The organism is Acetomicrobium sp., assembly GCF_059026225.1.
Map to the genome: position 1 here is coordinate 1 of NZ_JBWQOQ010000007.1, position 25,588 is coordinate 25,588.

The window sequence follows — 25,588 nt, forward strand, 5'->3', positions numbered from 1 at the left end:
GTGGCGACGCCATTTTCACCAATATCCCGAAGTAGGTTTAGAGTTACCGGAGACGGAGAAGTTTGTTGCCGAAAGACTCAAAGAAATGGGCCTTGAGGTTAGAACGGGAGTTGCTGGCCACGGGGTCGTGGCAGTCCTTAAGGGATCAAAACCCGGTCCAACCATGGCAATTAGGGCAGATATGGATGCCTTAAACCTAAAGGAAGAAACGGGACTTCCCTTTGCATCCAAAATTGAGGGGCGCATGCATGCCTGTGGTCACGATGCTCACACGGCCATAGCTCTCGGTGCTGCAAAACTGCTTTCTGAGATTGCTTCAGAACTTGCAGGCAACGTCAAGTTCATTTTCCAGCCTGCCGAAGAAGGCCCTGGCGGAGCAAAGCCGATGATTGAAGACGGCGCCTTGGAGAATCCCAAGGTAGATGCAATCATTGGCTTGCATACAGGCTGTCTTTGGGATTACGAGAAGACTGGAGAGGTCTTTGTGAGCTACGGTCCTATGATGGCTTGCATGGACAGGATCGATGTTACAATCAAAGGAAAGGGTGCTCACGGAGCGACGCCCCACAAATCAGTCGATTCCATCTCGGTTGCTTCCCATGCCATTTCAGCTGTCCAGACGGTAATCAGTCGCGAGGTTAATCCGCTTGAGCCTGTAGTAGTGACCATCGGCAAAATTCAAGGTGGGACGGCTTACAACATAATATCGCAGGAAGTTTCCTTCGAGGGGACAGTTAGGGCCTTAAAGCAAGACATTCGGGAGTTTTTGTACGAACGCATCGGTGGAATAATCAAGGGCGTTGCATCCGGAATGCGAGCCGAAGTTGATTATATCTATACTTACGGATATCCACCGCTCTCCAACGATCCTGAGTTCACGAAGAGGTTTGTGAAGGTGGCAACGGAAATTCTGGGCAAGGATATGGTTAAAGAAATTCCTGAACCTTCTATGGGTGGAGAGGATATGGCTTACTTCTTGAATGAGGTCCCAGGGACATTCTTTTTCCTCGCTGGCTGCAAAGAGGTGGACGGACAGATACATCCCCATCACAACCCTAAGTTCGATGTTGACGAGAACGTCCTGTGGGAAGGCGCACTTTTATTGAGCGCTACGGTTATAGATTTTCTTTCTAATTAAAAACTTGCGGAGGGGGAGAAGCGTCTAGCTTCTTCTCCTTTTTTAAATCATCTTGCAGCGTTAGAGAGAGAATTATGAAGGAAAGGCTTAAAAAAAGACTCAAGTACCTAGCGTTTCTATGCGGCGTGTTGGGTGATGAGCGCGAATGGGCCCGTATTGATGGCGTCGTTTGCGTGCAAGAGGAAATTGGCCTTTGAGGTGCAGCGATTGCGATCAGGCATGTAAAGCCGGACTGGCTATTGTGCTAGATACCATCCGGGTTACTGATTGTGCCACGGCGTTGTTCTCGCTCTTCCCTGTGAGGGAATTGCTCACCCGGTAAGCTTGTTGCCCACCGCGGTTTTGAATTTAAACTACCATTCCGATATTCCCCCGTCCCTTCCTGGACCCGTGACGTGACTCGCCATTTTGCCAACCTCCAATGTCTTTCTTGCCTGAATTATATACTTTATCCTACAGCACCATCATGATGCAGGATTACCCATACATTTGTCCATTTTTCTGCAAAGAAGAAGCTTGACAAAGAAAGAAATTTTGATAGAATACAATTAGATTACAAAATCGTAGAACGCTGTTCTATAATATTGAACAAGAAGGCGATTTTAGTGAAGAAAACTACCTTGTTGAAAAAGCTGATAAATGACCCAGAGATCCTGGTGATGCCTGGCGCTTATGACGTCCTCTCGGCTCGACTAATTGAAGCTGCCGGTTTCAAAGCTGTACAGTGCTCAGGATTTGGCTTTGCCGCTTCACTGCTGGGATTGCCCGATATTGGGATTTTAAGCAGCACGCAGATGCTTGAAATTACGCGCAACATTTGCCACGCAGTGGATATTCCCGTTATGGCCGACGGTGATAACGGGTTTGGAAACGCCGTAAATACCTATTACACGGTTCGAGAATTTGAAGCTGCCGGTGCTGCAGGCATCAACCTGGAAGATCAGATTAGCCCCAAAAGGTGTGGCCATATAACGGGAAAGCAGTGCATCTCCGCCGAGGAGATGGTCTTAAAGATAAAGGCGGCAAGGGAAGCTGCCAAGGATCCCGACTTCGTGATAAACGCACGCACCGATGCTTACATGGTTTACGGAGAGGAGGAGGCCATCCGTCGAGGCAACATGTATGCCAAAGCAGGCGCTGACCTCATCTTTGTCGAGGCAGTAACGTCAGTGGAGGGAATCAAGCGGGTGATAAAGGGCATCGATGCTCCCGTCTCGATAAATCTACTTCAGGGAGGAAGGACGCCTCTCGTCACCATCCAAGAGCTTCAGGAATGGGGAGCTGCCAGGGTCAGTATACCTGTCACTTCGGTGATGGCGGCAGCATGGGGAGTAAAGCAGGCATTGGAATACATAAAGGAGAAAGGAACCATAAAAGACCTGCCGGGCGTGATCGGTTTCGAAGAATTTGCAGGCCTTGTAAAGCTGGATGAGATCAGGGACTTAGAGTCGCGTTATCTCACGGAGGAAGAGATAACTATGAGATATCAGAGCCGTGATGGTTTAGAAAAGGCGAAGTCGGAACTTCACTAGGGCTAACTTATATAAGGGAGTGCTGGACAGATGGCTAAAAGGGAACAGGGCACATCGATCCGACGAGCTTTAAAGGTGCTTTCTGCGTTTTCATTGGAAGAACCTTTTCTTGGAGTGAGTGAAATCGCCAAGAAACTTGACTTGCCAAAAAGTTCAGTTCACTGGCTGCTTCAAGTCCTCCAGGATGAAGGTTATGTCTGCCAGGACCCGAAGACCAACAAATATCGCTTGAGTGTAAAGCTCTTTCATTTAGGCTCTATTGCAACTAACACTATGGATATTAATTACGTAGCCCAACCTGTAATGGAGCGATTGCGCGACATAACGGAAGAAACCGTAAATCTATATGTTTTGGATGGCTTTGATCGGGTGTGCATAGAGCAGGCTGAAGGCGTTCACCTGGTTAGACAAGTGGTTCGCCTGGGTCAAAAGATCCCTGCCTATTGCGGTGCCGCCGGGAAGGTGTTGGTAGCCTGGCAACCTGAGGATTTCATCGAAAGGTTGATTTCCCATACACGACTTAAACCTTTGACGAAAAACACCATCTCCGATGTCGTACTCTTTAAAAAGGAACTTGCCAAGATAAGAATGCAGGGATATGCAGTAAGCCACGGCGAGCGAGACATCGAGGTAGCAGCAGTATCTGCGCCGGTCTTTGACGAAGAAGGCAAAATACTGGCTTCCTTAAGCGTTAGTGGCCCTGTCTCTCGTTTTGAAATCACTCCCCAGGTAATAGAGGCGGTAAAAAACGCAGCAAGTGAGATTTCCTATCAGTTAGGTTATTCCAAAGATTTAGAAGCTGCAATGTTAGGCGGCAGGAATTAGGGGTTTGCAAAAAATAAAAATTTTATGTAATCATGTCTGAATATTTTGTATATACCTTACATTTTATACAAATACAAAAAAGGAGGACAAATCCGTGAGACTGGAAGCAGCCAAGCCAGTTGTCGTTAGGGGAAAGAAACTTGGAGGAGATAAACCTTTAATTTGCTTTCCTCTGGTGGGAAAAACTCCTGAAGGTGCTCTTGAGGAAGCAAGAAAGGCGATTGCAGGGTCTCCCGACGTGATCGAACTTAGAGTTGACGCCTGGAGCTTCATAACAGACAGGCAAACTTCTTTGAAGGTTCTTGGGGATATAAGAAAATTGACCGATATTCCCTTGCTTTTGACTTGCAGAAGCCACCATGAGGGCGGATTTCAGGAAGTTTCGACGGATGTGAGGAATGCATTATATAAAGGTGCAATCGAGGAAAAATTGGTGGACCTCGTCGACATCGAACTTATAAGCGGCTACGAAGAAATTAGAAATTTAAAGCAAATCGCTGCTCCCCACGGCGTTTATTTAATTGTCTCCTTTCACGATTTCAAGAAAACCCCTCCTAAAGAAGTCATTTTTGCAACCATAGCCAAGGAGATCGCCTTTGGCGGGGACGTCGCCAAGGTCGCCGTAATGCCCCAGTCCATGGAAGACGTGCTGATCCTGATGGCAGCGACGTTGCTGGCGAGGCGCGAGTTCCCCGAAACCCCCTTGATAACCATGTCCATGGGGTCGCTCGGTTCCATCACGAGGATCGCAGGCTGGCTCTTCGGTTCGGATCTGACCTTTGCGGTAGGCGTAGCCTCATCTGCCCCTGGACAGATACCAGCTGATGAGCTGAGAGAGGTTTACAAGCTGCTTTATTCCCTTTACCTGAACGATTAGAAAAGCGATGAGCAAGTATAAGGCATGTTAAATTTAAATAACGTATGTTTTGTCGCCATAAAATGTAGGTCTGCCGAAAGATCCACCCCTCTTTTCATCATAGCCATGGACGAACATGGCCAAAGAGTGCTAATCCGTTCTCTAGCAAGAACCTAATTACGCCCCTAGACCTCCATAAATATAGCTAAGGTATTAAAATATTTACTACCAGAGAGGATGCCCATCAAACTAGAAGCCTTTTGGCAGGTTTATGGATGATAAACTAACAAGGAGGGGTAAGGATGCTTTGTCCAAATGCAAATACAAGATATGTCGTAATTTTCGGCAACCCGTTAAAGCAGACTTTGTCGCCATTACTTCACAATACGGTATTTGAGTCGAAAAAGATGAACAACTTGTATTACCCACTTGAGATACAGAGCTTCGAGGATCTGTCAAAGGCATTGAAGACCATGCACATATTTAACGTAATAGGCGCTAACGTCACCATGCCCTACAAGGAAAAGGTGATAGAGCTTTTAGACGGCTTGGACAAAAGCGCCGAGCAGTGCGGTGCGGTCAACACCGTCGTTACTACTGAAAAAGGGTTGATTGGCTACAACACAGATGGCATGGGATTTCTTAATTCCTTCATCGAAGAGTTCAAAGTAAGCCCCGAAGGAAAGACCCTTCTTTTGATAGGTGCAGGAGGAGCTGCCAAGGCCGTTGCCTTTGCCTTCCTGAACGCCGGGGTTTCAAAGATAATTGTTTACAACAACAGCCAAAGCAGGGCCATGTCATTGGTGGAAAGGGTAGAAAAATTCTTCCCCGGCAAATGTGAGTGGAGGCCACTAAATAAAAAGCCAGTACCTCCCGATGGAATCGCCGAGGCAGATATCATCGTTAACGCCACGAAGGTTGGCATGAAGGGCGAGATGGAAGATCAGTCCCTGGTGTTGCCGGACAGCTTTCGCCCAGGACAGCTCGTTTGTGACGTCATCTATAACCCGCCCGAGACCAAGCTGCTAGCCGATGCCAAGAAGGCAGGCTGCAAGACCTTAAGCGGAGATGGCATGCTTGTATACCAGGCGGCAGCTGCCTTTAAGCTATGGTTCGGGATAGATTCCGACAGTCGAGTTGATGAAGCGGACTTTTAAAAATTACTTTGGATTTTAAGCAGATAATTCAATACCGTGAAGCGGGATAACGCGGGATATTTAATAGATACATAACATTTTTATCGCTCGTTGGTTAGTTTGTCCGAGTTCGATGACATACCTAAAGAAAAGTTCCGCAGGTACGAGATTGCGGTTATACAGAACATGCGCGAAGGTGTTTGGAAACCGCAAGACATTACTTTGAAGCTGATATCGAAGGAAGCAAACGCTGACATGAGAAGGTTACCTGGGCCTGTTGTTGTAGGGATAGTAGGAAGCGGATATGCTTCTTATCTGCACTGCAAGGGATATGAGCGGGTAGGCAAGATTGACGTAAGGTTAAAGACCATTTGCGATGTAGACGAAGCAAAGGCCACAAGGTTGGCGTCTATGCTCAACAGCAAAAGTATTACCGTGGCTTTGGAGGAGTTGCCTAGTTAGTCGAAAGTTCCGAGCGCTGAGGTAAACAGTTTGAAAGGGAGGGAGCTCTGATATCAAGGTCTCCCCCCCTGGTAACCTCTGTTTTAAAGGGCGAGCTTAGCGTCTATAGCGAGATTCTACCTTGGAATGCTTATGTAGAAGAGATACGCTCAAATTTGTCGCATTTGTATTTAAAGAACCGGATAACCGGCATTGATCCAGGCGTTTACACCACCTGCCAAAACTTTTACGTTCGAAAAGCCTTGAGCTTCGAAAGATTCTGCCACACGGGCAGACGTAGCATCGTTATGTCAGGCGCAGTAAAATATGATCTCTTGATCTTTGCTTAAATCTTGCTCCTTATTGCGGAATTCCTTCAAGGATATAGCACCCTCAAGGCGTACCTTTTTGTAACGCTCTTCATCCTCGTATGCGCAAACTAACAACGCCTTTCCCGATTGCACTTCTTGCCTTGCCTCTTGCGGGCTGATCTTTTCTGCCATGGTTTTAGGATCCCCTCCTTTTGGTCCATCTGTATAACTTGTTTATATGGTCGCCTATATTGTCCCCAGATTTTTATCTATTATCTAATTGTAAGATATTTCTCGGGCACTTCTAGCTTTGTTAATCCGAGATAGCCTCTGCCGAAAACATATGTATCCTGGTAGACAAGTATATAATTTGTCTTCTCGATTCCAGTGCTCAAATCAACGTAATAGCTCCCATTCCATTCCGAGCCCGGCGTATATTTCTCGTAAGCATCGACAAGATCTTCAATAGTCATTTCGGCTTCGCCATCGATGATTCTTCGTGCCAGCTCAACTAAACCCGCTGACTCGGCGTAGCCGCAAGAATAAGCCCACGTACCAAGCCGCCCGCTAGCACCCTTTTGTATAATTACTTCTTCTATTTTTTTCATTATTGCTGGGAAGTTACCCTTCTCGGCCGTCAGATCTAGGCCTAACGCACCAGGGTATCCTCTTAGCGGAGAAGGAACGGACGACTCGACGTAATATCCCCCATAAGCTACTATCTGCCTGATGAGCGGTTCGACATGGGCTACATTAGTATTAAAAAATGCTGTTTTCGGGCCGTATTTGTCTAGCCAAGCGGGAACTTTTTCCAGTATAAATTGCTGGGCTCCCGCCACACCGACGTCGCTTACTGGATCTGGTGCAGTCTCAAAATGGAAATTAACGCCTATGTCCTTACAGACAGCTTCCATTATGTTGCGTCTCCTAGAAAGCAGTTCATAACTCATATGTCTTGGGAAAGATATATGTACAAAATCCGTGGCTCCCATCATTTTAGCCGCTACGGGAATAAGATAGCCTCTGTAGACGTCATTAACACTTGTCACCAAATCGGCTGTGGAGCTGATAACACCAGGATCCTCCTGGGCTTCGGCAGCAAAGCACAAAATATCCGGCCTCTTTTCCTTAACACGCCTAAAGGCCTCTGTAGTTCCGGGTATTGATTGATTGACGACAATAGCTTTCATTAAAGGATCATCGGCGAGGCCAACTATTTGGCTTATCACTGTTTCCATTTCCTGCATAAAATTATCAGGATAGGTCACATGGGCTATCATGCCACCAGACGATGCATCACCGTAATCTTCGATAAGCTTTTCAGCGCCGCGAAGTTCATCTTCACCCTGTGAAACTGTCCCGGTTACGATGCCAATATGATACGGTGCGTCAGCATAAACAATGCCCCCGCTTGCTATAAGAAATATAAAAAGCGTTGCAGCTACAATAAACTTGACCTTATCCAATGTTCTCCCTCCAGATTGCCATACAGTATTTGGTGTAAGTTATAGACTACTTTTTAATGTTTACTTTGTCAATTGGCGTTAGGCTCTGCGATAGAGATTGTTGACTTCAAATTAAAATACCGAGCGGGATGAGGCAACCGCTCGGTATTTTTTAGTAAGTTGTGATCTTTTCTAATCGTTCATCGCCAAGATGAAATCGACCATTTTTTGGAAGTTCTCGTTTAACTCTTCCTGTACGTCTTTTCCTTCCTTTAGGTCAGCCCTCACGCCATATATGAACTTTCTCCACATATCGTTGATGCCGGCCTCATGAAATTCGCTGTATTCAAAGCTTGTTCTTTGCTTTTCATACACAGTGCCGTCCATGAGCGCGCGAGGGGTAGCGTTGGCCCCCATTAAAAATGGTATGGAGTATCCGTAGGCTGGTAACGTCACGAAAATGGTTGTTAAAGTTTCAGGATATTCAGGATCTATCAAAATTGTTGCACTTGATTGAGCTCTCTCAAAATTCCACATTGCCGGATGTTTCGATACTTTTGGAGAGTTGGCCAGTTCAATTGTTATGTTGCCGTAATTTGAGATGAGTGCATCCTCGGGCGATCCGTAGTCGTTTACACGAGATACGGTGAAATAAATACCCTTATATTCCTCGCCATCTTTTTTCAGGGAAGGATTAACTTGCTCTTCAATGATTTTGTAGCAATTATCGGCTATTTGGAGAATTTTGCCGTTGGCATCGACAAATAGGTAGTTTGTGCCCCTGTTTCCGCTGGCCAGGTATCCTTTTTCGGCAAAGGAATGCATGACCGCCTTGGCCTCATCGACGTCTTTGCAGTGTTCTGCTATGTAGCGAGGGACGTAGTGATTCATAAATCCATCGTATTTTGGGGGATCTACATGGGGAAACTCTCCTTCGTATTCTCCTACGTACCATTCCTTGTGTTGCCATTGCGCAGGCACGTCGGCACCTCCGGCAAGTCCTTTCTCATTTACAAAGAATGACACTCCCGTATCTGCCGTACCCATAGAGCCAAAGAATTTGTAAGGTTTTTTATCTCCCTTTGGAACGCTGGTAATTTTTTTGAGATAGGCAGACTGCAAATCCTTAGCGGTTTCCCTTGTCTTATGAAAAATTATCTGTCCACCTTTGGTCGCCGGTGGAGCTATGGCGAAGGAAGTGCATCCGGAGCTTTCGTATAAAAGGGCAAGGTCCCTGTATCTTCCAAAGGTAAAAGCTATGTAAAGTTCCCTATCGATTCCAACTGCATCGGCAATCGCGTTCAGTTCTTCTATCCAATACGAACATTTAATCTCTTTTGAGAGGTCTATCGAAAGCTTGGCGAAGCGTCTAAGTTGTTCTTCTTTGCCTTCAGCCTTAGTCATGAAGGAGTTATATGCTTCAAGGATAGAATCACGATTAATTTTCCCCCACTTGGCGCCTACTTCTGAGGGGCTACCTTCCAAAATTACCATGTCTGCTGCATAACCCAACGTTGCTCCGAGCAGACAGAGGGAAACAAATGTTGCAATTAATAAAAGAACCTTCCTTCGCTTCAATTCCTATCCCTCCTTATATTTGGATATTCGTGAGCACCCAAAAATTAGGCCTACATCAATTTGTATTGTTCCTGGGTTTAGGATGGCAAAAGAGGGTTGTTCTTTGGTAAATTATGAAAAAACCACGTCTATACCGTATAAATCGCTAAATAGATAATTTAAAATATTCGTATTGTAAGTATGTATCTTTAGAGCAGTAATCCTCTTTTGCCAAAATTTTTAAGCTAATCTTTTCTTAAAAGATCCACGAAGTCTCTGACGTTTTCAACTTCCTCGAGGTTAAATAGCGTATCGGCAATCTCATCGAGTTTTTTGTCGTTGGGGATTGCATTGTAGCCCAGAGTTTTGAACTTCCAGAGCAGCTCTTCTTTTGTAAAGGGATTTTTGGGATGCCCTTTGGGGTAATTTACCTCCAGGTTGAATACGCGTCCGTCATTTAGATGGATGTCTATCTTTACGGTGTAGCGCAATGCCCTTGGTAATTTTTCTATCTCAGGATCGTCAATGACTTCTACCTTTCTTGCGAACTCCAGTATCTTGGGATCTTTGATCTTGTCTTCGGTAAATTGGTCGATAAAGGCATTTCCTTCTAAGAGCGTAACTGCACATACGTAAGGATGGCTCAGCTGTGCAGAAACTACGCTTTTGATGTCGTCTACGTCAACGGAGTATTTTCGGGTTATAGATGTCGTGTGAACAACAACTTTTTTAATGTCTTCAGGCTTTATGTCCGGGTGCTCTGCCCTGAATTTCCTCAAGCCGTCTATCGTCGTATGTTTGCTTCTGCAAGTGGAGTAGAATTTCAGGCCAATTCCCATGAGTTCCCAACGATCGCCAAGGTCCCCGCAGGTGCGCTCTTCGTCATATATCCTATCGGTGAAGCAGTGGTAAAATCCGCCGAATTCGTTTTCTAGGACGTCTTCGATGCCGGTAAAGCCTTCTTTTGCAAGCAAGGCTCCAACGATTGCACCTTCGGAAGATTTAGAAGGCACAATTCTTTTTGCCATTGCCGCGAACTGTACCGCTTGCAAGCCGCTTGCCCAGTTTCCAGCAATGCCCATGGCATGTTGCATTTGTTCTGCGTTTAATCCGAGCAGTTTTCCTACTCCGGCTGTTGAACCAAATACGCATGTCGTTCCGGTATTGTTAAAGCCTTGGTGGGCCAGCTCCATGCCGATCGGGGCGGCTACGCGGCAGGCTATCTCGTAGGCCAGGGCTGTAGCAACCAAAAAGTCCTTTCCGCTTACGTTTTCAAGCATCTCGGCAAAGGAGGTAACGCATCCTAAAACACCTGTGGAAACGTGGATTATCCCGTCTGTATGCGTATCGTCCAGCTCGAAGGAGTTTATGGCCGATCCGTTGATCATCATGGCAGCCGTAACCGAAGTTTTTTCGCCCGTTCCCCATAAAGACGCTTCTTTTCGATCCGTTCTCGCAGTTAAGACGTCTTTGTAGATCTTCATCCATGGAGTGGTGGATCCGAAAAGTCCGCATCCGTAGCCGTCTAGTACGACGTTTTTAAGGTGTTCCATTACCTCGGAAGGAATGTCCTCGTATTTTAGATTGACTGCGAATTCGGATAGTCGTCGGCTCATTGTTTGTTTTTCTGACATATCATTTCCCCCTCTTTATTATTAAATTATTGAAATTTATTGCTTGCAAGCCTTTTAAAGTTTGCAAGTCGGTTATTGCTTCGGCAGCGCAAAGTTAAAAGTTATCAGTTAATCGTTTAAGAAGGACTCTTCTGCATGCTCTCAGGCTTCAAACCTAAAAAGCTTCATCATTTCTTTGACCCTGGCGTCAGGTGCAATGCGTAGCGTATTTTCTATGACCTTGGCTTGACTTTCCTTCGAGATGACTTGTCCTGTCACATCGACGAATTTTTCGATCAATTCATCGTCTGTCATGGGATTTTCGGGATCTCCTTTTGGATAATCCACGCGAGAAGAATAGACATTGCCCTTTTTATCTTTGATTTCTACGATCATGCTCCTGGGATTTGGATAGAGCTTTTGAATTTCAGGATCGATTTCTATGGTTATCTTCCTTGCAATTTCGCGCACCCTCAGGTCTTTTATCGCATCTTCTGTGTATTCTTGAAGCCCCGCCTTGCCCCTGACTAATATGGAAGCTATTCCGTACTGGATGCTCAAGCGTGCGTGTAAGACCGTTTGGTAATCGGGGATGTCAGAGCCCTGCTTGGCGTTTTTGTGCGTTAGGATGTGGATTTGGTCAATGTCATCTGGGGTCAAGGGATGTTCCTTCAGGATGTTTAAAGTGGCTTCGTTGGCATAATGGACGTATCTGCAGGATGGGTAAGGCTTGAAGTAAATGGATAATATATCATATTGGGCTCCTAAACCTTCCGTGATGGAAGAAATATCGTATTCATCGGAAAAACAGTGGCAAAAACCAAGGCGTCCCTCGATTACGCCCTTTGGACCTGTTAGGCCTTCCTTGGCCAATAGTGCAGTCAAGATTCCGTTTCTTGCCGCGTTTCCTGGATGTAAATGTTTTACCAGAGAACCGTCAATTTCGTATTGATTTATGCCAGAGGCCAAGCTTCCGGCAAGCCCTAGGGCATTGGTTATTTCTTCGATGTTAAGGCCTAAGACTTTGCTACAGGCAGCTGCCGTGCCAAAGTGAGCAATCGTTCCTGTAGGATGGAATCCTCGAAGGTAGTGGTGAGGGTTCATCGACTTTCCGATCCTTATCGATACCTCATAGCCAACCGCTATAGCGGTGATCAAGTCTTGAGCAGTTTTTCCTTCGGCCTCGCATATGGCAAGCGACGCCGGTACGATGGAGGACCCCGGATGGTAGGTCGCATGCCTTGAGCCGTCGTCCAGCTCAAGGGCGTGTGCTGCGATGCCATTTGCAAAGGCAGCCGTTTGAGGAGACCGCATTAGGGTGGTCCCTATTATGGTTGCGGTTTGTGGCTCTTCCAGAGTCTTTGCGTAACTTTGCGCGACCTTGCCGGACTTTGAGTGAAAACTTCCGGCTATGATGGCTCCGCAAGTATCCATCAGGCATCGTTTAGCCTGATGGATAACCTCTTTTGGCAAATTTTCGTAAGTTGCGTCATGTATGAAATCTGCCAAAGTTTCGGCGATGGTCTTGCTCATTGTTACTCCTCCCAGGGTATTTCAAGCGAAAAGAGGGGAGCATACTGCTGACAGCCGTAAACGTCAGTTTCAGACGGGCCGCCACTTGCTATCGGACGTCGATAGTTGGCTTTAATTCCCATGCCGGGATCAAAGAACATGAAATCTAAGATCTTTTCAGGTTCAACGTTATAAGCTTTAGCTATCGCTTCCCTGGTGATGACTCCGCTTTTTTTGACCTTTTCGTAAATTTCCCTATCGTCGAATATGATTTCAAGGGTTATCATGAAGCTTCCGGCATTTTTGCTCCTTACAGTTCGCGCCAAATCACAAATATTTTTTGTCTTCATGAACAATACCTCCCAAAGTGTTCAATGATATCATCGAAACTCTGCTTTTCAGTCTCTTTTTCTATCACTATTTGCCATAGGTCCTCTAAAAACTCTTTCGGATAATAAGGTGATAACATTGCTTCTAATTTTTCCTTGAGGTCTCCGTCGCTTACCGGATTTTCCGGTTCTCCCTTGGCAACGGGGATGTATTTTTCAAAGCTTCTTCCGTCCTTTAAAACTACTTTCATGTGAGCACCCCTTTCTTCGGGGTACAGGTCATTTAATTTTTCATCTTCTATTACACGAACTTTTTCTGCCAAGGAGATGAGCTTCGGATCACTTAACGTCTCAGGTGTATAGTCTTGTAGCGTGACGTTTCCTCGAGTCAACGCTATTGCTACGGCAAAGGGCAGGCTAAACATAGCCTCTTGCTGGGTCTTTGGCACCTGTATCCGGCCAACTTCCACGATGCCAAGCCTGTAAGTTTTGACTTCGATGGATTCTATATCTGCCGGGTCACAGTACAGCGTTTCCCTGGCTTCTCGTGCCAGGTCTATGGCGGCATGACAATGTCTGCAAGTTGGATAAAGTTTCGTGTAGGTGTAAAGAATCTCAAATCGCGAGCCCAGATCACCAACCAGGGCTTCTTCGGAATAATCCGAGTCGCACATTGCCTTGAGCCAACCGTGTTCACCCTCAAACAGAGTTCTCGGAGCCTTTGCTCCGCGCTTCGCCAGGTCGGCTGAAAGGACACCTGCAGCAGCAGCCTTTCCCGGTTGAAGCGGCTTTACGCCCGGATGGTCGTGAAGCATTTCTTGTAATCCTGCGCTTTGAAGGCCTCCCATGGATATGGCGTATGCCGTTTCCGTCGAATCCAATCCTAAAAGTTTCGCGCATGCCGCTGCAGCTCCGAGAGCTCCACACGTTCCCGTTGAGTGAAATCCTCTTTTAAGGTGTGCAGGGTTTATCGCTCTTGCCGCTCGAAGCATCATGTCGTAACCGATGACTATGGCTAAAAGAATTTCGGCGAAGGAGCTTTTTTCCCTCTCGGCCATTGCCAAAACGGCAGGTATTATGGCCACGGCAGGATGTGACGTTCCCCATCTGTGTCCGTCGTCCAGTTCTATGGCGTGAGACATTACACCCATGCCAAGGGCTGCGTTCATGGCAGGCATCTTTTTGCCAATGCAAAGCAACGTCGATTCTTCTTTGCCGCCAAGTTCTACAAGATAAGGATTAACCGCTTTGGCTAATTCGCCGACGAAAAAACCGGCGGCAAGCTCGCCCAATAAGTCGACTAACGAACGTTTGGCCTTATTTATAACCTTAAGCGGGATGTCATCGTACGAAATCGACGCGTAATAATCGGCTAATTTACAAAGCAGCGTATCTTTTATGTTAACGGCCGAGCCCATTTTTACTTTCCCCTTACTGTTTCAAAGGAAAACCTGAATATCTTGTCATCCAAAGGATCATCTAAGCGCAAGAGATGGTCTATTGTCCATCTGTAGCATTTATTCCTGGGATATAGAGGTTCGTCCGTCAACAAAGCGACTGATCCTCCAGATGCATTCATCTGTCCCGGATAGCTCATGTAGAAGAAACGGAATTTCGCACACTTCGCGACGGAAGTGGCCAACTCTTCGTCTTTAGATATGGCCTCTATGACGATGGCAAGTTCGTGGCTTGTAATTTGTTCTTGAGGTTCAAAATCTTTCATGATCGCGTTTTTGCCGTAAACATGGAAGTAGAGATCGTAGTCTTTGTCTCTGTGGGGGCCTATTATATCGGAAACTTTTGCTCGAGTATCTTTTAAGATCTGGTCTATGTTAGCTATGGCCCTTGTATCCCTTATGCCTACCAAATGGTAAACCCTGTAGCCTACCTCTCCGGCCCCTTCAAGTTTAACTTTATAAGAGCCATCGGGTGAAGGGAGAAATTTACTGCCATAAACTCTAGTGATGCGGTCCGTTTCCGCCACATACTCGCATTCGTGCATGTCAAGAATGCCACCAGGCACACCTTGCACAAAGGGGTTTGTCCTTTCGTACATGGAGTGAGCGGCGACGCTGTGAGGCGTTGCACGTTGCGCCGGGTGCATCGGTTCGATGGAGAAGTATTCCTTGGTGACGGTCGCTATGATGGACTCTTTGACCATCTGAGGCCAGCAAACCAAGGATGCACATTCCGCCGCCTTGCCCATGTGCAAGCTTATGCCCCTGGGAAATCCCTTAAAGATGGGATAAGCGGCTAAAACGGCGTCATCACAGGCTCTGCCTGCCAGTATTACATTTGCGCCTTGCTCCAAGGCATGAATTATTTGTTCTACGCCCATGGATGCCGTGACGTTTGTAGTTTGGTCTAAGATTTCCTCGGTGAGTTCGTAGGGGGCATCAAGAGGTTCGATGTCTTTTAGCCTTTTTTTGAGTTCGTCTTTGTTGACTTGTGAGTAAATTAAAGCCATTTTGAAGGGTTCCAGCTTGTGTTTCTTGGCCAGCCTTCTTATAATATCTGCGTACCTGTCAACCGTCTTATCGGTCCCGGTGGTGCTGCATGAACCGACGATCATGGGAACGTTTCTTTTTCTGCTTTCCACTAAAAGAAGCTCTAAGTCGTGTTCTTCCCACTCGATTGGGTTGTGAGGCATGTCGGCGCCCAAGAATGTTGGACCTGCATCAGCAGTCCCAGCGTCTGCGGCAAAGCAATCAATTTGGCGCTTAAGCCCTTCGTTGAAAGATCCCTCTTCGATGATGTTATCGCCCAAGTTCCCAGTAGATACTAACAATGAAATTTTTTCCAATTCGATCCCTCCGATCGCGTCGTAATGCTTTTCGTACATAAGTAATAAATAACGGATACCTATTTCCACTCAGCAAAAAGCTTATCATGCATATTATATTTAGTCAATATTCAAAGAGAAGACAAATTGTGAAAAAATTCTGCCGTATCCTTCATACAGCATTATAAAGAAAGTAACATCATTATGATAATTGGCCATACCCTGTTTGGCTTTTCCTTTGAACGAATCATTAAACTAATTGGGGTTTTCTTAAATGATGAATCCTGAAATCCTGCCTCGGAGAGAGCAAATAAAAACCGGAAAGGTAATATAAGAATTATTTATTTACTTAGCTATTTATTGTTTCTCAGTTAGCTCAAGTAACGCCTATAACATTAAGATATATTTGCGAAGAACAGGTTGTTTTGCTATTGACAAAAAATTTATACGTGGTATTTTTTTATTGACTTATGGAAATTGATTTCCAATCTTGCATGCTTTAAACATTTTTCTTCATTAAATCCTTTTTAATCATTGTACAGTACTTTGACTCGCGTAACGTTTATTTTAAGATAGTAAAACGACAGGAGTGCATAGACGTGGGAAAAACGATTGTGGAAAAGATCATTTCCAAGCACCTAGGCGAAGAAGTAAAGGCTGGAGATTTCTGCGTAGTGCCCGTCGATATGTTAATGTGTCACGACTCTACGGGCCCCCTTGCCATAAAGGCCTTCAGGGAGTTCGAAAAGGATCGTGTATGGGATCCGACCAAAGTCGTTTTCGTCTTGGACCACGCTACGCCAAGCCCCAACGAAAGAGTCAGCGGTTTGCATGACATGTTGCGAAGCTTTGCAAAGGAGCAAGGCATACAGCTTTTTGACGTAGGTGAGGGCATTTGCCATCAACTGGTGTTAGAAAAAGGATTAGTTCTTCCGGGCGACATCGCCCTTGGGACGGATTCCCACACATGCACTTACGGCGCGGTGGGAGCTTTTTCTTTCGGCATTGGATCGACCGATGCAAGCGGTGTTTTGCTAACGGGAAAGCTATGGTTGAAAGTTCCTCATACGATTAAACTGGCAATAGACAACAAGTTGCAGCAAGGTGTATATCCGAAAGATCTTATCCTTCATATTATCGGCTTATTAAAATCGGACGGAGCGGACTACCTTTGCATTGAATTTGCTGGCGAATGTATCGATGACATGCCCATGGGAGAAAGGATGACTTTGTGCAACATGGCCATAGAGGCTGGCGCAAAGGGTGGAATAGTGGCACCCGATGCCAAAACCCTTGAATGGGTCCGCAGTCGTTCATCTCGCTCTTTTGTTCCTCAGAAAAGCGATGAAGATGCTTATTTCATCGACGTCCTTCGCATTGACGCGGCAAAGCTGGAACCCCAAGTCGCCTTTCCTCACACCGTTGACAACGTTCACCCCATTACAGATGCAATTGGCACTCCAATTCAACAAGTCTTTATAGGAACATGCACCAACGGGCGCCTGGAAGATTTAAAAGAAGCAGCGGCGATTTTAGGCGGCCGTCGTGTTCACAAGGACGTGAGACTCCTCGTTTGTCCTGCTTCCAGGCGAATTTTGATTGAAGCAACCAAAGAAGGCGTCATTTCCTCCTTGCTCGAAGCAGGAGCTACTATAATCCCGCCGGGCTGTGGGCCTTGCCCGGGGACCCACTTAGGTGTCCCGGGAGACGGTGAAAACGTGATATCTACCGCAAACAGAAACTTTAAAGGCCGTATGGGAAACAATAAATCAAATATATATTTGGCCTCTCCCGCGACATGTGCCGCTTCCGCGATCGAGGGGAAAATAGCTGACCCGAGAAAATACTTACACTGAACCGATCTAAAAGAAAGGTGATAACAGATGAGCGACTTTTCATTAAAAGGACGGGCCCACAAATTTGGAGATGACATCAATACTGACTACATCATAGCAGGCAAATACACCAAAACGTTAAACTTGAGTGATTTGGCAACTCATTTGTTCGAGGATATCGATCCTGATTTTTACAAAAAAGTAAAACCCGGAGATGTAGTCGTGGCAGGAAGAAACTTCGGCTGCGGTTCTTCCAGAGAACAAGCACCCGTTGCGATAAGAGAATCGGGCATTTCAGCTGTTTTGGCGAAGTCCTTTGCGAGGATATTTTTTAGAAATGCAATCAATATCGGACTTCCAGCCTTGATTTGCGATACGGATGAAATTAACAAAGGTGACGAATTGGAGATTGACCTAGAAAAAGGAATTGTTTTTAACGTCACCCGCAATAAAGAGATTTCAATGGAACCGATGCCTGCCATCATGAAAGACATCTTAAAAGAGGGTGGATTGGTGTCATTTTTAAAGAAACACGGCGATTTTATCAAGAAAGCCAATTAATCTGATCTAATTCGGGCGAAAAATAATCGTCCTTTATAAAAAAATTGTAAAAATGAAAGTAAACAGCATTTAGGCTATAGGGTAGTTAAAAGGGTAGGATTTTTTGCTTAAGTTTGGAAGCAATATAAAAATATCATATTAAAAGGAGGAGGAAAGTATGAGAAAGAGAGGATTTTGGATTGTCTTCGTTGTTATGTTCGCACTTCTTTTAACTTCGCCAGCGATGGCTCAGAAACATTATCTCAACATGGGAAGCACTTCATCTACTTCGGGAGTATATGCTTGGTGCGTCGCGACTGCAAATGTGGTAAACAAGGCCGAAAACGATATCCAGGTTACTGTTATTGAAAGCGGTGCAGCATTAGACAACTTGCGTAAGATCAAGGAAGGGGTTTTTGATTTCGCACTATGTGTTGACCTGCCTTCCGCTTTTCAAATGGTAAAAGGCATGGATACCTTTGAAAAAGAGCAGTGGGGAGACATCCGGTGGCTTTTTATGCGCAACATCACCGCTGATCGTCTGTACGTGAGGAAGGATTCAGGAGTCACCACATTTACCGAGCTGAAGGGCAAAAAATTCAGCCCCGGCATTCCCGGTTCCGCATCGGCAGAGTATATTCGTAAGTTCAACGAACTCTTGAGTGCTGGTATACAGCTCATTCCCGCAGCTTACGGCGATGCCATCGATGCCCTAAAAAACGGCGCTATAGTCGGATTGCAAAAGACATCTCCACTGGACAGCTTAGATGCCTCAATGATCGAAGTTAACTTGACTCTTCCCGTCACGGTCATTGGATATAGCGAGGACGACGTGGCAAAAATAAGGGAACGCTATCCTTACATGATTTTCTTGGAGACACCGAAGGGCAAAATTAAGCAACTGCCTGACGTAGGACCAGTCGTGGAAGAGTGTGCAATAGTTGGAGCCGTAGCTTCAACAAGGTTGCCCGAAGAAGTGGGATATGAGATCGTAAAAGCTTATGTCGAAGGTCTCGAAGAAGTAGCATCGGCATATCCTGCCATAAAGGGATGGGACCCGGTAGCCGATTTCTTTGAAAACGTTCCTCCCGGCGGAGAAATTTACGCCCATGCAGGCTTGATACGTTATGCTCAAGAGAAGGGCGTAGAAGTCCCTGAAAGATTCATTCCACCTGAGTACAAAAAGTAGGCAGAAGTAGCTAAGACAGGTTTGGCAGCCGACGTTACATTTTTAATTTCTATGTACTTTCGTCGGCTGCCGTAAATGTGCCTAAAATAAAGGGGGATTAACAGTTTATCATGACTACTAAAGATAATATTGATGCTCCCGATATAAAGACTTCCATCATTTTTTGGACAGCAGTCGCGCTTTCTGTGGTACAGTTAACCGTACCCATATTCCTTCATTTGCTTGATTTGCAGCTGAGAGCTATCCATGTCGGCATCGGATTGTCGCTTGCCGTTTTAGTGTTTCCCTTTTCTAAGAGATATCGTGAAAACAAGTTAACTACTTTAGATATTGTTGAACTGCTCATCATCATTGCGGCGAATATAAACATATATTTAAAGACTCTTCAGATATACATGTACCCCGGAAGTGCAAGAACAATCGATTTGTTGCTCGGCATCGCGCTTGCCATCGTCGTTTTAGATGCCACTAGAAGGGCCGTCGGGTGGGCCATTCCTATCATCGTAATCGGGTTGATATTTTATGCGCTGTTCGGTTATATATTCCCCGGCATGTGGAAATTGAGGGGCTTGTCGTGGAAGTTTGTCGTAAATTCTATTTACTTCTCACCGTTGGGTATATATGGAAGCGTAACAGCCATGTCAGCAACGTTCATCTCGCTTTTTATAATATTCGGATCGTTGCTGTCTGCAGGAGGCGGAGGAAAGACCTTTATAGACATCGCCTTTGCCCTTACTGGCAAATGGAGTGGAGGTCCTGCTAAAGCAGCCATTGTGGCCAGCGCGCTTTTTGGAAGCATATCGGGTAGCGGCGTGGCAAATGTCGCGGTGACTGGAAATTACACTATTCCAATGATGAAAAAACTGGGGTATCCTGCTGACTTTGCCGGAGGCGTTGAGGCTGTTGCCTCGACGGGCGGCGGCATAACTCCGCCTATAATGAGCATCGCTGCCTTTATGATGTCTGAGTTTTTGGGGATATCTTATTTAAAGATCATAGGTTATGCTATTATCCCTTGCGTACTTTATTACACTAGCATTTATGCCGGCGTACAATTTATGACTGGAAGGCTGGGGTTGGCTCCCATACCGGAAGACGAAATCCCGAATTGGAAAGATATACTGACTTTCAGGCGACTTTCCTGTCTTGTAATTCCGATAGCTATTTTGTTGGGATTGATAGCCGTTGGAAGGCCGCTTCTCACTGCGGGTTTTTATACCTGCCTTTCTACTATAATACTTATGCTTATAAACGATATACCTATGAAAGGGATAAGGGCAAGTCTTCGCAACATGCTTGATGCATTGTACGACGGCGGTGTAAGTCTTGCGAGGATCGTTCCCATCTTGGTATCTGTGAGCATTTTGGTCAACATGGTTGGCATAACGGGCATCGCTCCAAAGATAAGCAGTTTGATCATGGAAGTTGGAAGAGACAATTTCATCATCGCCCTCATGATCGGCACAATCGTTCCTTTTCTTCTTGGCACATCGCTTCCCGTCGTTCCCACTTATGTACTTTCCCTTTCCATCCTTGCGCCCCCACTGCTAAAGCTTGGTGCAGATGAGGTAGCATTGCACCTATTCTTCATTTACTGGTCTTTGCTCGGAGGGATTACGCCTCCCACTTGTACTCAAGCTATAGTCGCGGCCGGTATTTCTAAGGGAGATTGGTTTAAAACCGGAATTAACGCGATGAAGTTGGGTGCCGTTGCCTTCATAATGCCATTCTTCTTTGTGAGGAATCCGGCCTTTGTAGGTCGCGGTGCTCACCTGGAGGTCTTAATTTGTGCTGTAACGGGATTTTTAGGAGCAATCTTTATGGCTTACGGGTTTTTTGGGTATATAGACAGTAAGATAAACCTTATTTTTAGGGTCGTGTTTTTCCTTGGAGGGCTATTATTGCTATTCCCGCATCATTTGTATTCCTTGGCAGGACTGACTCTTGCCATCGTAACGTTAATAATTGAAAAAATGATGAATAAAAAAATCAACCTGGAGGGGTTATCAGCATGAAAAAGTCTACGCTATTAAAGAATATGATCATGGAAAAGAAAGCCCTTGTTTGTCCTGGCGCGCATGACGTAATGTCTGCCAAGCTCATAGAGCGTGCGGGATTTAAGGCTTGTCAGGTAAGTGGTTTTGGGCTTTCGGCGACCTATTTGGGGCTTCCGGATATGGCTTTTTTGTCCTTCGCTGAGGCCTTAAACTTTTCTAAAAACATCATAGATGCGGTAAATATACCCGTCATGGTCGATGCGGACACGGGCTTTGGCAATGCAGTAAATGCCATGCGAGTGACTGAGGAGTTTATTAAAATCGGTGCAGCAGGCATGAATATAGAAGACCAAGTATTTCCGAAGCGCTGCGGACATCTTGAGGGAAAGCAAATCATTCCAATGGAAGAAATGGTGTTGAAAATAAAGGCATGCATAGAAGTCAAAAAGAAGTTGGATCCCGATTTTGTCGTTAACGCCAGAACTGATGCCATTGCAGTAAGTGGCGTAGAAGAAGCTATAAAGCGGGGTAATGCTTATGCAGAGGCCGGTGCTGATTTGATATTCATTGAGGCACCGCGCACCAGAGAGGATATAATAAGGCTGGTAAAAGAAATTAAGGCGCCGATCAGTATCAATCTGTTTGATGCCGTGAGCGGCGGCAAGACTCCGCTCATAGATATCGATGAACTGAAAGAAATGGGGGTTGCTCGAGTGAGCATTCCTGTAGGTCCTTTATTTGCAGCCGTAAAGGGCATGATGAATTACCTCGATGTGATAAAAGATGGCATTGCCGAAGGAAGGACTGACCTAGTTGTCCCATTTGCTGAATTTAAGGAATTGGTGGGCTTTAACAAATATCGAGAGCTTGAAAAGAAATTTCTGCCTGAATATATCCCTTAAGTTAAGGTGACTTCGTATTTCAGGCATGTAACGCAGGTTATTTCAGAGAATCCTTGTAGCGTTGTTTTATAAATCGTATAAATAATCGGAGGGCGTCAGGCGCAGCTTCCGGCACCCTCCGATTAGCTTTATATATTGATGTTTACGGAGATGGTATGTGGTGGAAATACGAATTGGCGATAACTTAGAGGAGTATCCTCCCACTGTTATAGAGATATTGAGAAGTCTTTATTTTTCCGAAGATCCGTTAACTTCTGTGGAGTTAAGGGATCAGTTGGCTAAATGCGGGTTCACTTTGGATGACAGAACCATTCGCTATCATTTATCTAATTTAGAAAAAGACGGCTTGGTAACGCGCTTGGGGAGAAAGGGAGTCTTGCTAACTCCGGATGGAAGTGAAGAGGCCAGGGCCATTTTTGTCTTCGACAGGATAGGCATGTCTTCCATGGAGACGGAAATGCTCATAGTGAAAAGCGATCTCGACCTTTGCGCCAACAAGGGAAAAGTCATCGTAAACATCACTTCTGTGCCAGAAGAAAGGTTTGACGAAGCATTATCCTTATTGAAGGAGATATCAAATTCCAACGTTATAGTATCACCTTTAGTGGCTATACTAGAGGGGGGCCGACGGATATGGAATTACAGGGTCCCTGAGGGGCAAAAGGCGATCCTTTGCCTTTCTTCTGCAAACTACGATGTAGTTTTGAGACGTTGTGGTGTGCACATAGAGACAATTGCTACAGGACTTTTTAGGTTGCAAAATTATGAGGGCAAGGGCTTCGTCGACATCATCTCTCACTCGGGGACCACTTTAAGCCCCGGTGAGCTTTTGATAAGGGGAGGGTTTACCGACGTAACTTCGGCTATGCGCACTGGGAGAGGATGCGTGACAGCAGCCATAAAGACATTTCCTTCTTTCATGTATGAGACCGTGATAGAGGCCGTCAAGAATTGCCGAAATGATAACATGAGAGGCCTTTTTGAAATCGGGTACCTCATGCCCCCGAAGTATCAAATGAGCGTCAAGGATCGGACTCGCGGCTACATGCTCGTCCTTGGAGGTGCAAATTACCTTGCGCCCTTACTTGAATGCGAGATTAGCACGACTCTTTCCATATCATCCGGCCTTTATGACATAGAAGAAATGCGGCCACCCCATAGCATGTAATTGAGAAGTTTAATTGTATAAGTCCTTATTATATTTATGCTTAAATGGCAAAATTGGCGATTAGGTTCTCTTATTTTGCTTAATGTGTGTAGTTTTGACTAAAGAATCAAATATACATACAGAAATGTCTCTTTATTTAATCTGATTTGATCCTATCATTTTGAAAAGTCTCAAATTCACGTACATTCTATGTCAGTGCAATAGTATGTCATATTGACAAAATAAAACCTCCTGTTTATAATTCTGAATAGTTGCTTCTAAGATGGAAAAATATTATGAAATTAAGCGGGGGTGATCGTCCTTGCGAAAGGGGTTATTTGTAGGCGTTGTAATTGCAATTGTGTTGTTGGCTGTTGGCATGGCAACAGCTCAGGGAACGGTCAAGATCGGTTATTTGGCGGCGCTAACGGGTGATTGGGCGGCTTATGGTCAAACTGAGGTGAAGGCAGCTCAATTGGCGGCGGAAGAAATTAACGCTAAAGGCGGCGTAAATGGAATTAAGATCGAGATCGTTCCATACGACTTTCGCACCAGAGCCGAAGATGCGGTAAACGCAGTTAGAAGGATGATAGAACAAGACAAAGTCCACGTCATCATAGGAGCGAACACAAGCGGTATCAATATAGCCACGGCTCCGATCGTCAATCGTGCCGGTGTATCGCAAATTGCAACCGTAGCGACAAACCCCTTGGTTACCGTGGACGAAAGCGGAAAGGTTCGCCCCTATTCTTTCAGGATATGCTTCACGGACCCCTACCAGGGAAAGGTTCTCGCCTTTTTTGCCGCTCGTGAGATGGGAAAGAAAAAGGCGGCGATCCTTTACGATGTGGGTAGCGAATATTCTCAAGGCTTGCGAGAATTCTTCATCAAGAATTTCGAGCAATATGGTGGGCAAATGGTAGCAGATTTAGGCTTTCGAGGCGGAGTAGACGTGGATTTCAGGGCCCAGCTGACCGAGATCAGAAACTCGGGTGCGGACGTATTGGTCCTTCCAAACATGGGCAAGGAGATGGCCCTTACCATTAAACAAGCCAGAGAGCTGGGAATGAAGGATCTACTGATCATAGGCGGAGACGGCTATGGCGAGTTCATGTGGGAAATCGCTGGCGATGCGATGGAAGGTACTTACTGGGTAAACCACGTTGCCCCGGGAGATCCAGCAATGGAGCCCTTTTTCACAGCTTATCAAGATAAGTACAAAGATGAATGCAAGGAATTCGTCAACGGAGTCTTGGCCTATGATGCCGTTCACTGGGTAGCAAATGCGGTAGAAAGGGCGGGCAAAGCAGATCGTAAAGCTATTCGAGATGCCCTCGAGTCGACGAGTGGCGTTCAGCTTAATCACGCAACGCTGACGATCGATCCTGCAGACCATAATCCTAAAGATAAAGATGCCGTTATATTAGAGTGTAAGGACGGGAAATCAAGGTTCTTCATGAAGGTAAAACCGGAGTAGGAAGAATCGCAAATCGCTTTTTGCGCGTGGGAGTTGGCGTTAAAATAGGGAGGTGAAGTGTCTTCTTCGCCTCCCTTTGTTAAATAAAGCAATGATAAAAAGCCAATACGCCAAATAAAGGAGTGATATCCTTGGGTACTTTTGCACAGCAGCTCATAAATGGCATTTCTCTCGGGTCGGTATATGCCTTGATAGCCGTGGGGTATTCGCTTGTTTATTCGATCTTGCTTTTCTCCAACTTCGCTCACGGAGGTTTTATAGTGATAGGAGGCTACACATGCTATTATGCCTTAAGATCGATGGGCAACAATATATGGGTTGGGGGTTTTCTTGCACTTTTAGCGACGGGGATCGCGGCTGCCTTGACCGAAAGGATAGCTTATCGACCCATACGGGAGCGCACTGACATTAAGCTTTACCTTTTGATCGCCTCGCTGGGGATGAGCATAGTCATAGAAAACCTCTTCGTTGTCACCATTGGTGGGCGTTTTAGAGCGCTGCCGCCCGTCATTCCAACGAATCCCGTTCGTCTTTTCGGCATTACGACCACGAGCGCCTTCGACTTGTTATCCATGGTGGTCGCCGTGATTTTTTTGACGGGGCTGCAACTTTTTATCAAAAAGAGCAAATGGGGACTGGCCATCAGGGCTGCCGCTTGTGACTTAAGGACTGCCGGCTTGATGGGCGTTAACGTAAACATGCTCATATCCATAGTGTTTTTCGTTGCGGGAGTTTTGGCTGCAGTGGGCGGGATATTTCTTTCCGTTCGCTATACTTTGTATCCTCAACTTGGAGCCATTACGATAAAAGCCTTCGTAGCCGCCGTGGTAGGCGGCCTTGGCTCTCTGCCTGGAGCGGTCGTTGGAAGTCTCATATTGGGGCTTGCGGAAATGTTAACGGCAGGCTTCATATCCAGTCAGTTGCGTGATTTGGTGGTCTTCTCACTTTTGGTCATAACCTTGCTTGTCAAGCCCACCGGCTTGTTCGGCAAAGAACCCTTGGAAAAAGTGTAGGGGGATAGCAT

General features: G+C 45.8%; 23 protein-coding genes. 15 read left to right on the forward strand and 8 right to left on the reverse strand.

Features of this window, described 5'->3' with window-relative positions:
- From AC5SXE_RS04035 to AC5SXE_RS04065, 7 genes are all read left to right on the forward strand, one after another.
- Nucleotides 1–1,138, forward strand: a 1,138-nt coding sequence (locus tag AC5SXE_RS04035; protein WP_493916701.1) for a M20 metallopeptidase family protein, incomplete at its 5' end; no start/stop codon positions are given.
- A 74-nt stretch (nt 1,139–1,212) separates the two neighbouring features.
- Nucleotides 1,213–1,335 carry a hypothetical protein gene (locus AC5SXE_RS04040; protein WP_493916702.1) on the forward strand — a complete coding sequence of 41 codons (123 nt, stop codon included), beginning with the start codon at nt 1,213–1,215 and terminating at the stop codon, nt 1,333–1,335.
- Between the two features lie 408 nt (nt 1,336–1,743).
- A complete protein-coding gene (locus AC5SXE_RS04045) occupies nt 1,744–2,670 on the forward strand; it encodes an isocitrate lyase/PEP mutase family protein (RefSeq protein WP_493916703.1) in 927 nt (308 codons plus the stop codon).
- Between the two features lie 30 nt (nt 2,671–2,700).
- On the forward strand, nt 2,701–3,495 hold the full coding sequence (locus AC5SXE_RS04050; RefSeq protein WP_310846557.1) for an IclR family transcriptional regulator: 795 nt from the start codon (nt 2,701–2,703) through the stop codon (nt 3,493–3,495).
- Between the two features lie 94 nt (nt 3,496–3,589).
- Nucleotides 3,590–4,372 carry a type I 3-dehydroquinate dehydratase gene (gene aroD / locus AC5SXE_RS04055; RefSeq protein WP_303883057.1) on the forward strand — a complete coding sequence of 261 codons (783 nt, stop codon included), beginning with the start codon at nt 3,590–3,592 and terminating at the stop codon, nt 4,370–4,372.
- Nucleotides 4,373–4,653: 281 nt separating this feature from the next.
- Nucleotides 4,654–5,508, forward strand: coding sequence for a shikimate dehydrogenase (gene aroE, locus AC5SXE_RS04060; protein ID WP_493916704.1), 855 nt, complete (start codon nt 4,654–4,656; stop codon nt 5,506–5,508).
- Nucleotides 5,509–5,607: 99 nt separating this feature from the next.
- Nucleotides 5,608–5,949 (forward strand): hypothetical protein, encoded by a 342-nt coding sequence (locus tag AC5SXE_RS04065; protein WP_310846551.1) that lies wholly within the window; start codon nt 5,608–5,610, stop codon nt 5,947–5,949.
- Nucleotides 5,950–6,239: 290 nt separating this feature from the next.
- Here AC5SXE_RS04065 and AC5SXE_RS04070 read toward each other — a convergent pair whose 3' ends face one another.
- The 8 genes from AC5SXE_RS04070 to AC5SXE_RS04105 all read right to left on the reverse strand — a co-directional run bounded on the left by AC5SXE_RS04070 (nt 6,240) and on the right by AC5SXE_RS04105 (nt 15,498).
- Nucleotides 6,240–6,431 (reverse strand): rhodanese-like domain-containing protein, encoded by a 192-nt coding sequence (locus tag AC5SXE_RS04070; protein ID WP_303882857.1) that lies wholly within the window; start codon nt 6,429–6,431, stop codon nt 6,240–6,242.
- Between the two features lie 80 nt (nt 6,432–6,511).
- On the reverse strand, nt 6,512–7,666 hold the full coding sequence (locus AC5SXE_RS04075; protein ID WP_303882858.1) for a DUF3798 domain-containing protein: 1,155 nt from the start codon (nt 7,664–7,666) through the stop codon (nt 6,512–6,514).
- A gap of 210 nt (nt 7,667–7,876) precedes the next feature.
- Complete coding sequence (locus tag AC5SXE_RS04080) at nt 7,877–9,262, reverse strand: carcinine hydrolase/isopenicillin-N N-acyltransferase family protein (protein WP_310846549.1); 1,386 nt, start codon at nt 9,260–9,262, stop codon at nt 7,877–7,879.
- A gap of 224 nt (nt 9,263–9,486) precedes the next feature.
- On the reverse strand, nt 9,487–10,875 hold the full coding sequence (locus AC5SXE_RS04085; protein WP_303882758.1) for an MmgE/PrpD family protein: 1,389 nt from the start codon (nt 10,873–10,875) through the stop codon (nt 9,487–9,489).
- Between the two features lie 141 nt (nt 10,876–11,016).
- Nucleotides 11,017–12,387, reverse strand: coding sequence for an MmgE/PrpD family protein (locus tag AC5SXE_RS04090; protein ID WP_310846546.1), 1,371 nt, complete (start codon nt 12,385–12,387; stop codon nt 11,017–11,019).
- Between the two features lie 2 nt (nt 12,388–12,389).
- On the reverse strand, nt 12,390–12,716 hold the full coding sequence (locus AC5SXE_RS04095; RefSeq protein WP_303882761.1) for a DUF4387 domain-containing protein: 327 nt from the start codon (nt 12,714–12,716) through the stop codon (nt 12,390–12,392).
- The gene (locus AC5SXE_RS04100; RefSeq protein WP_310846543.1) at nt 12,713–14,113 is read right to left on the reverse strand and encodes an MmgE/PrpD family protein; all 1,401 of its coding nucleotides are present in this window, start codon (nt 14,111–14,113) and stop codon (nt 12,713–12,715) included. Before AC5SXE_RS04100 ends, AC5SXE_RS04095 begins: the two co-directional genes overlap by 4 nt.
- 2 nt (nt 14,114–14,115) lie before the next feature.
- Entirely contained in the window at nt 14,116–15,498 is a 1,383-nt protein-coding gene (locus tag AC5SXE_RS04105; protein WP_303882763.1) for an acyclic terpene utilization AtuA family protein, read from the reverse strand.
- A 578-nt stretch (nt 15,499–16,076) separates the two neighbouring features.
- On the opposite strand from AC5SXE_RS04105, the gene AC5SXE_RS04110 reads away from it, so the two are divergent.
- From AC5SXE_RS04110 to AC5SXE_RS04145, 8 genes are all read left to right on the forward strand, one after another.
- Nucleotides 16,077–17,333 carry a 3-isopropylmalate dehydratase large subunit gene (locus AC5SXE_RS04110; protein ID WP_310846539.1) on the forward strand — a complete coding sequence of 419 codons (1,257 nt, stop codon included), beginning with the start codon at nt 16,077–16,079 and terminating at the stop codon, nt 17,331–17,333.
- 27 nt (nt 17,334–17,360) lie between these two features.
- Nucleotides 17,361–17,873, forward strand: a complete 513-nt coding sequence (locus AC5SXE_RS04115) for a 3-isopropylmalate dehydratase small subunit (RefSeq protein ID WP_303882764.1) — start codon at nt 17,361–17,363, stop codon at nt 17,871–17,873.
- Nucleotides 17,874–18,030: 157 nt separating this feature from the next.
- Nucleotides 18,031–19,041: a TAXI family TRAP transporter solute-binding subunit gene (locus AC5SXE_RS04120; RefSeq protein WP_310846536.1), complete on the forward strand. Its 1,011-nt coding sequence runs from the start codon at nt 18,031–18,033 to the stop codon at nt 19,039–19,041.
- A gap of 110 nt (nt 19,042–19,151) precedes the next feature.
- Nucleotides 19,152–21,056, forward strand: coding sequence for a TRAP transporter permease (locus AC5SXE_RS04125; RefSeq protein WP_493916705.1), 1,905 nt, complete (start codon nt 19,152–19,154; stop codon nt 21,054–21,056).
- Nucleotides 21,053–21,940 (forward strand): isocitrate lyase/PEP mutase family protein, encoded by an 888-nt coding sequence (locus AC5SXE_RS04130; protein ID WP_303882768.1) that lies wholly within the window; start codon nt 21,053–21,055, stop codon nt 21,938–21,940. The genes AC5SXE_RS04125 and AC5SXE_RS04130 overlap by 4 nt, the downstream gene beginning before the upstream one ends.
- A gap of 160 nt (nt 21,941–22,100) precedes the next feature.
- Nucleotides 22,101–23,108 carry a DUF128 domain-containing protein gene (locus AC5SXE_RS04135; RefSeq protein WP_310846528.1) on the forward strand — a complete coding sequence of 336 codons (1,008 nt, stop codon included), beginning with the start codon at nt 22,101–22,103 and terminating at the stop codon, nt 23,106–23,108.
- 358 nt (nt 23,109–23,466) lie between these two features.
- Complete coding sequence (locus AC5SXE_RS04140; protein ID WP_493917275.1) at nt 23,467–24,564, forward strand: ABC transporter substrate-binding protein; 1,098 nt, start codon at nt 23,467–23,469, stop codon at nt 24,562–24,564.
- 131 nt (nt 24,565–24,695) lie between these two features.
- Nucleotides 24,696–25,577 (forward strand): branched-chain amino acid ABC transporter permease, encoded by an 882-nt coding sequence (locus tag AC5SXE_RS04145; RefSeq protein WP_310846524.1) that lies wholly within the window; start codon nt 24,696–24,698, stop codon nt 25,575–25,577.
- The last annotated feature ends 11 nt before the right edge of the window (nt 25,578–25,588 follow it).

Coding starts and splice junctions, on each gene's coding strand:
- AC5SXE_RS04115 (WP_303882764.1), top strand. CDS start 17,361: ATGAGCGACTTTTCATTAAAAGGACGGGCCCACAAATTTGGAGATGAC.
- AC5SXE_RS04100 (WP_310846543.1), bottom strand. CDS start 14,113: ATGGGCTCGGCCGTTAACATAAAAGATACGCTGCTTTGTAAATTAGCC.
- AC5SXE_RS04040 (WP_493916702.1), top strand. CDS start 1,213: ATGAAGGAAAGGCTTAAAAAAAGACTCAAGTACCTAGCGTTTCTATGC.
- AC5SXE_RS04140 (WP_493917275.1), top strand. CDS start 23,467: ATGGCAACAGCTCAGGGAACGGTCAAGATCGGTTATTTGGCGGCGCTA.
- AC5SXE_RS04090 (WP_310846546.1), bottom strand. CDS start 12,387: ATGAGCAAGACCATCGCCGAAACTTTGGCAGATTTCATACATGACGCA.
- AC5SXE_RS04050 (WP_310846557.1), top strand. CDS start 2,701: ATGGCTAAAAGGGAACAGGGCACATCGATCCGACGAGCTTTAAAGGTG.
- aroE (WP_493916704.1), top strand. CDS start 4,654: ATGCTTTGTCCAAATGCAAATACAAGATATGTCGTAATTTTCGGCAAC.
- AC5SXE_RS04120 (WP_310846536.1), top strand. CDS start 18,031: ATGAGAAAGAGAGGATTTTGGATTGTCTTCGTTGTTATGTTCGCACTT.
- AC5SXE_RS04130 (WP_303882768.1), top strand. CDS start 21,053: ATGAAAAAGTCTACGCTATTAAAGAATATGATCATGGAAAAGAAAGCC.
- AC5SXE_RS04095 (WP_303882761.1), bottom strand. CDS start 12,716: ATGAAGACAAAAAATATTTGTGATTTGGCGCGAACTGTAAGGAGCAAA.
- AC5SXE_RS04070 (WP_303882857.1), bottom strand. CDS start 6,431: ATGGCAGAAAAGATCAGCCCGCAAGAGGCAAGGCAAGAAGTGCAATCG.
- AC5SXE_RS04085 (WP_303882758.1), bottom strand. CDS start 10,875: ATGTCAGAAAAACAAACAATGAGCCGACGACTATCCGAATTCGCAGTC.
- AC5SXE_RS04125 (WP_493916705.1), top strand. CDS start 19,152: ATGACTACTAAAGATAATATTGATGCTCCCGATATAAAGACTTCCATC.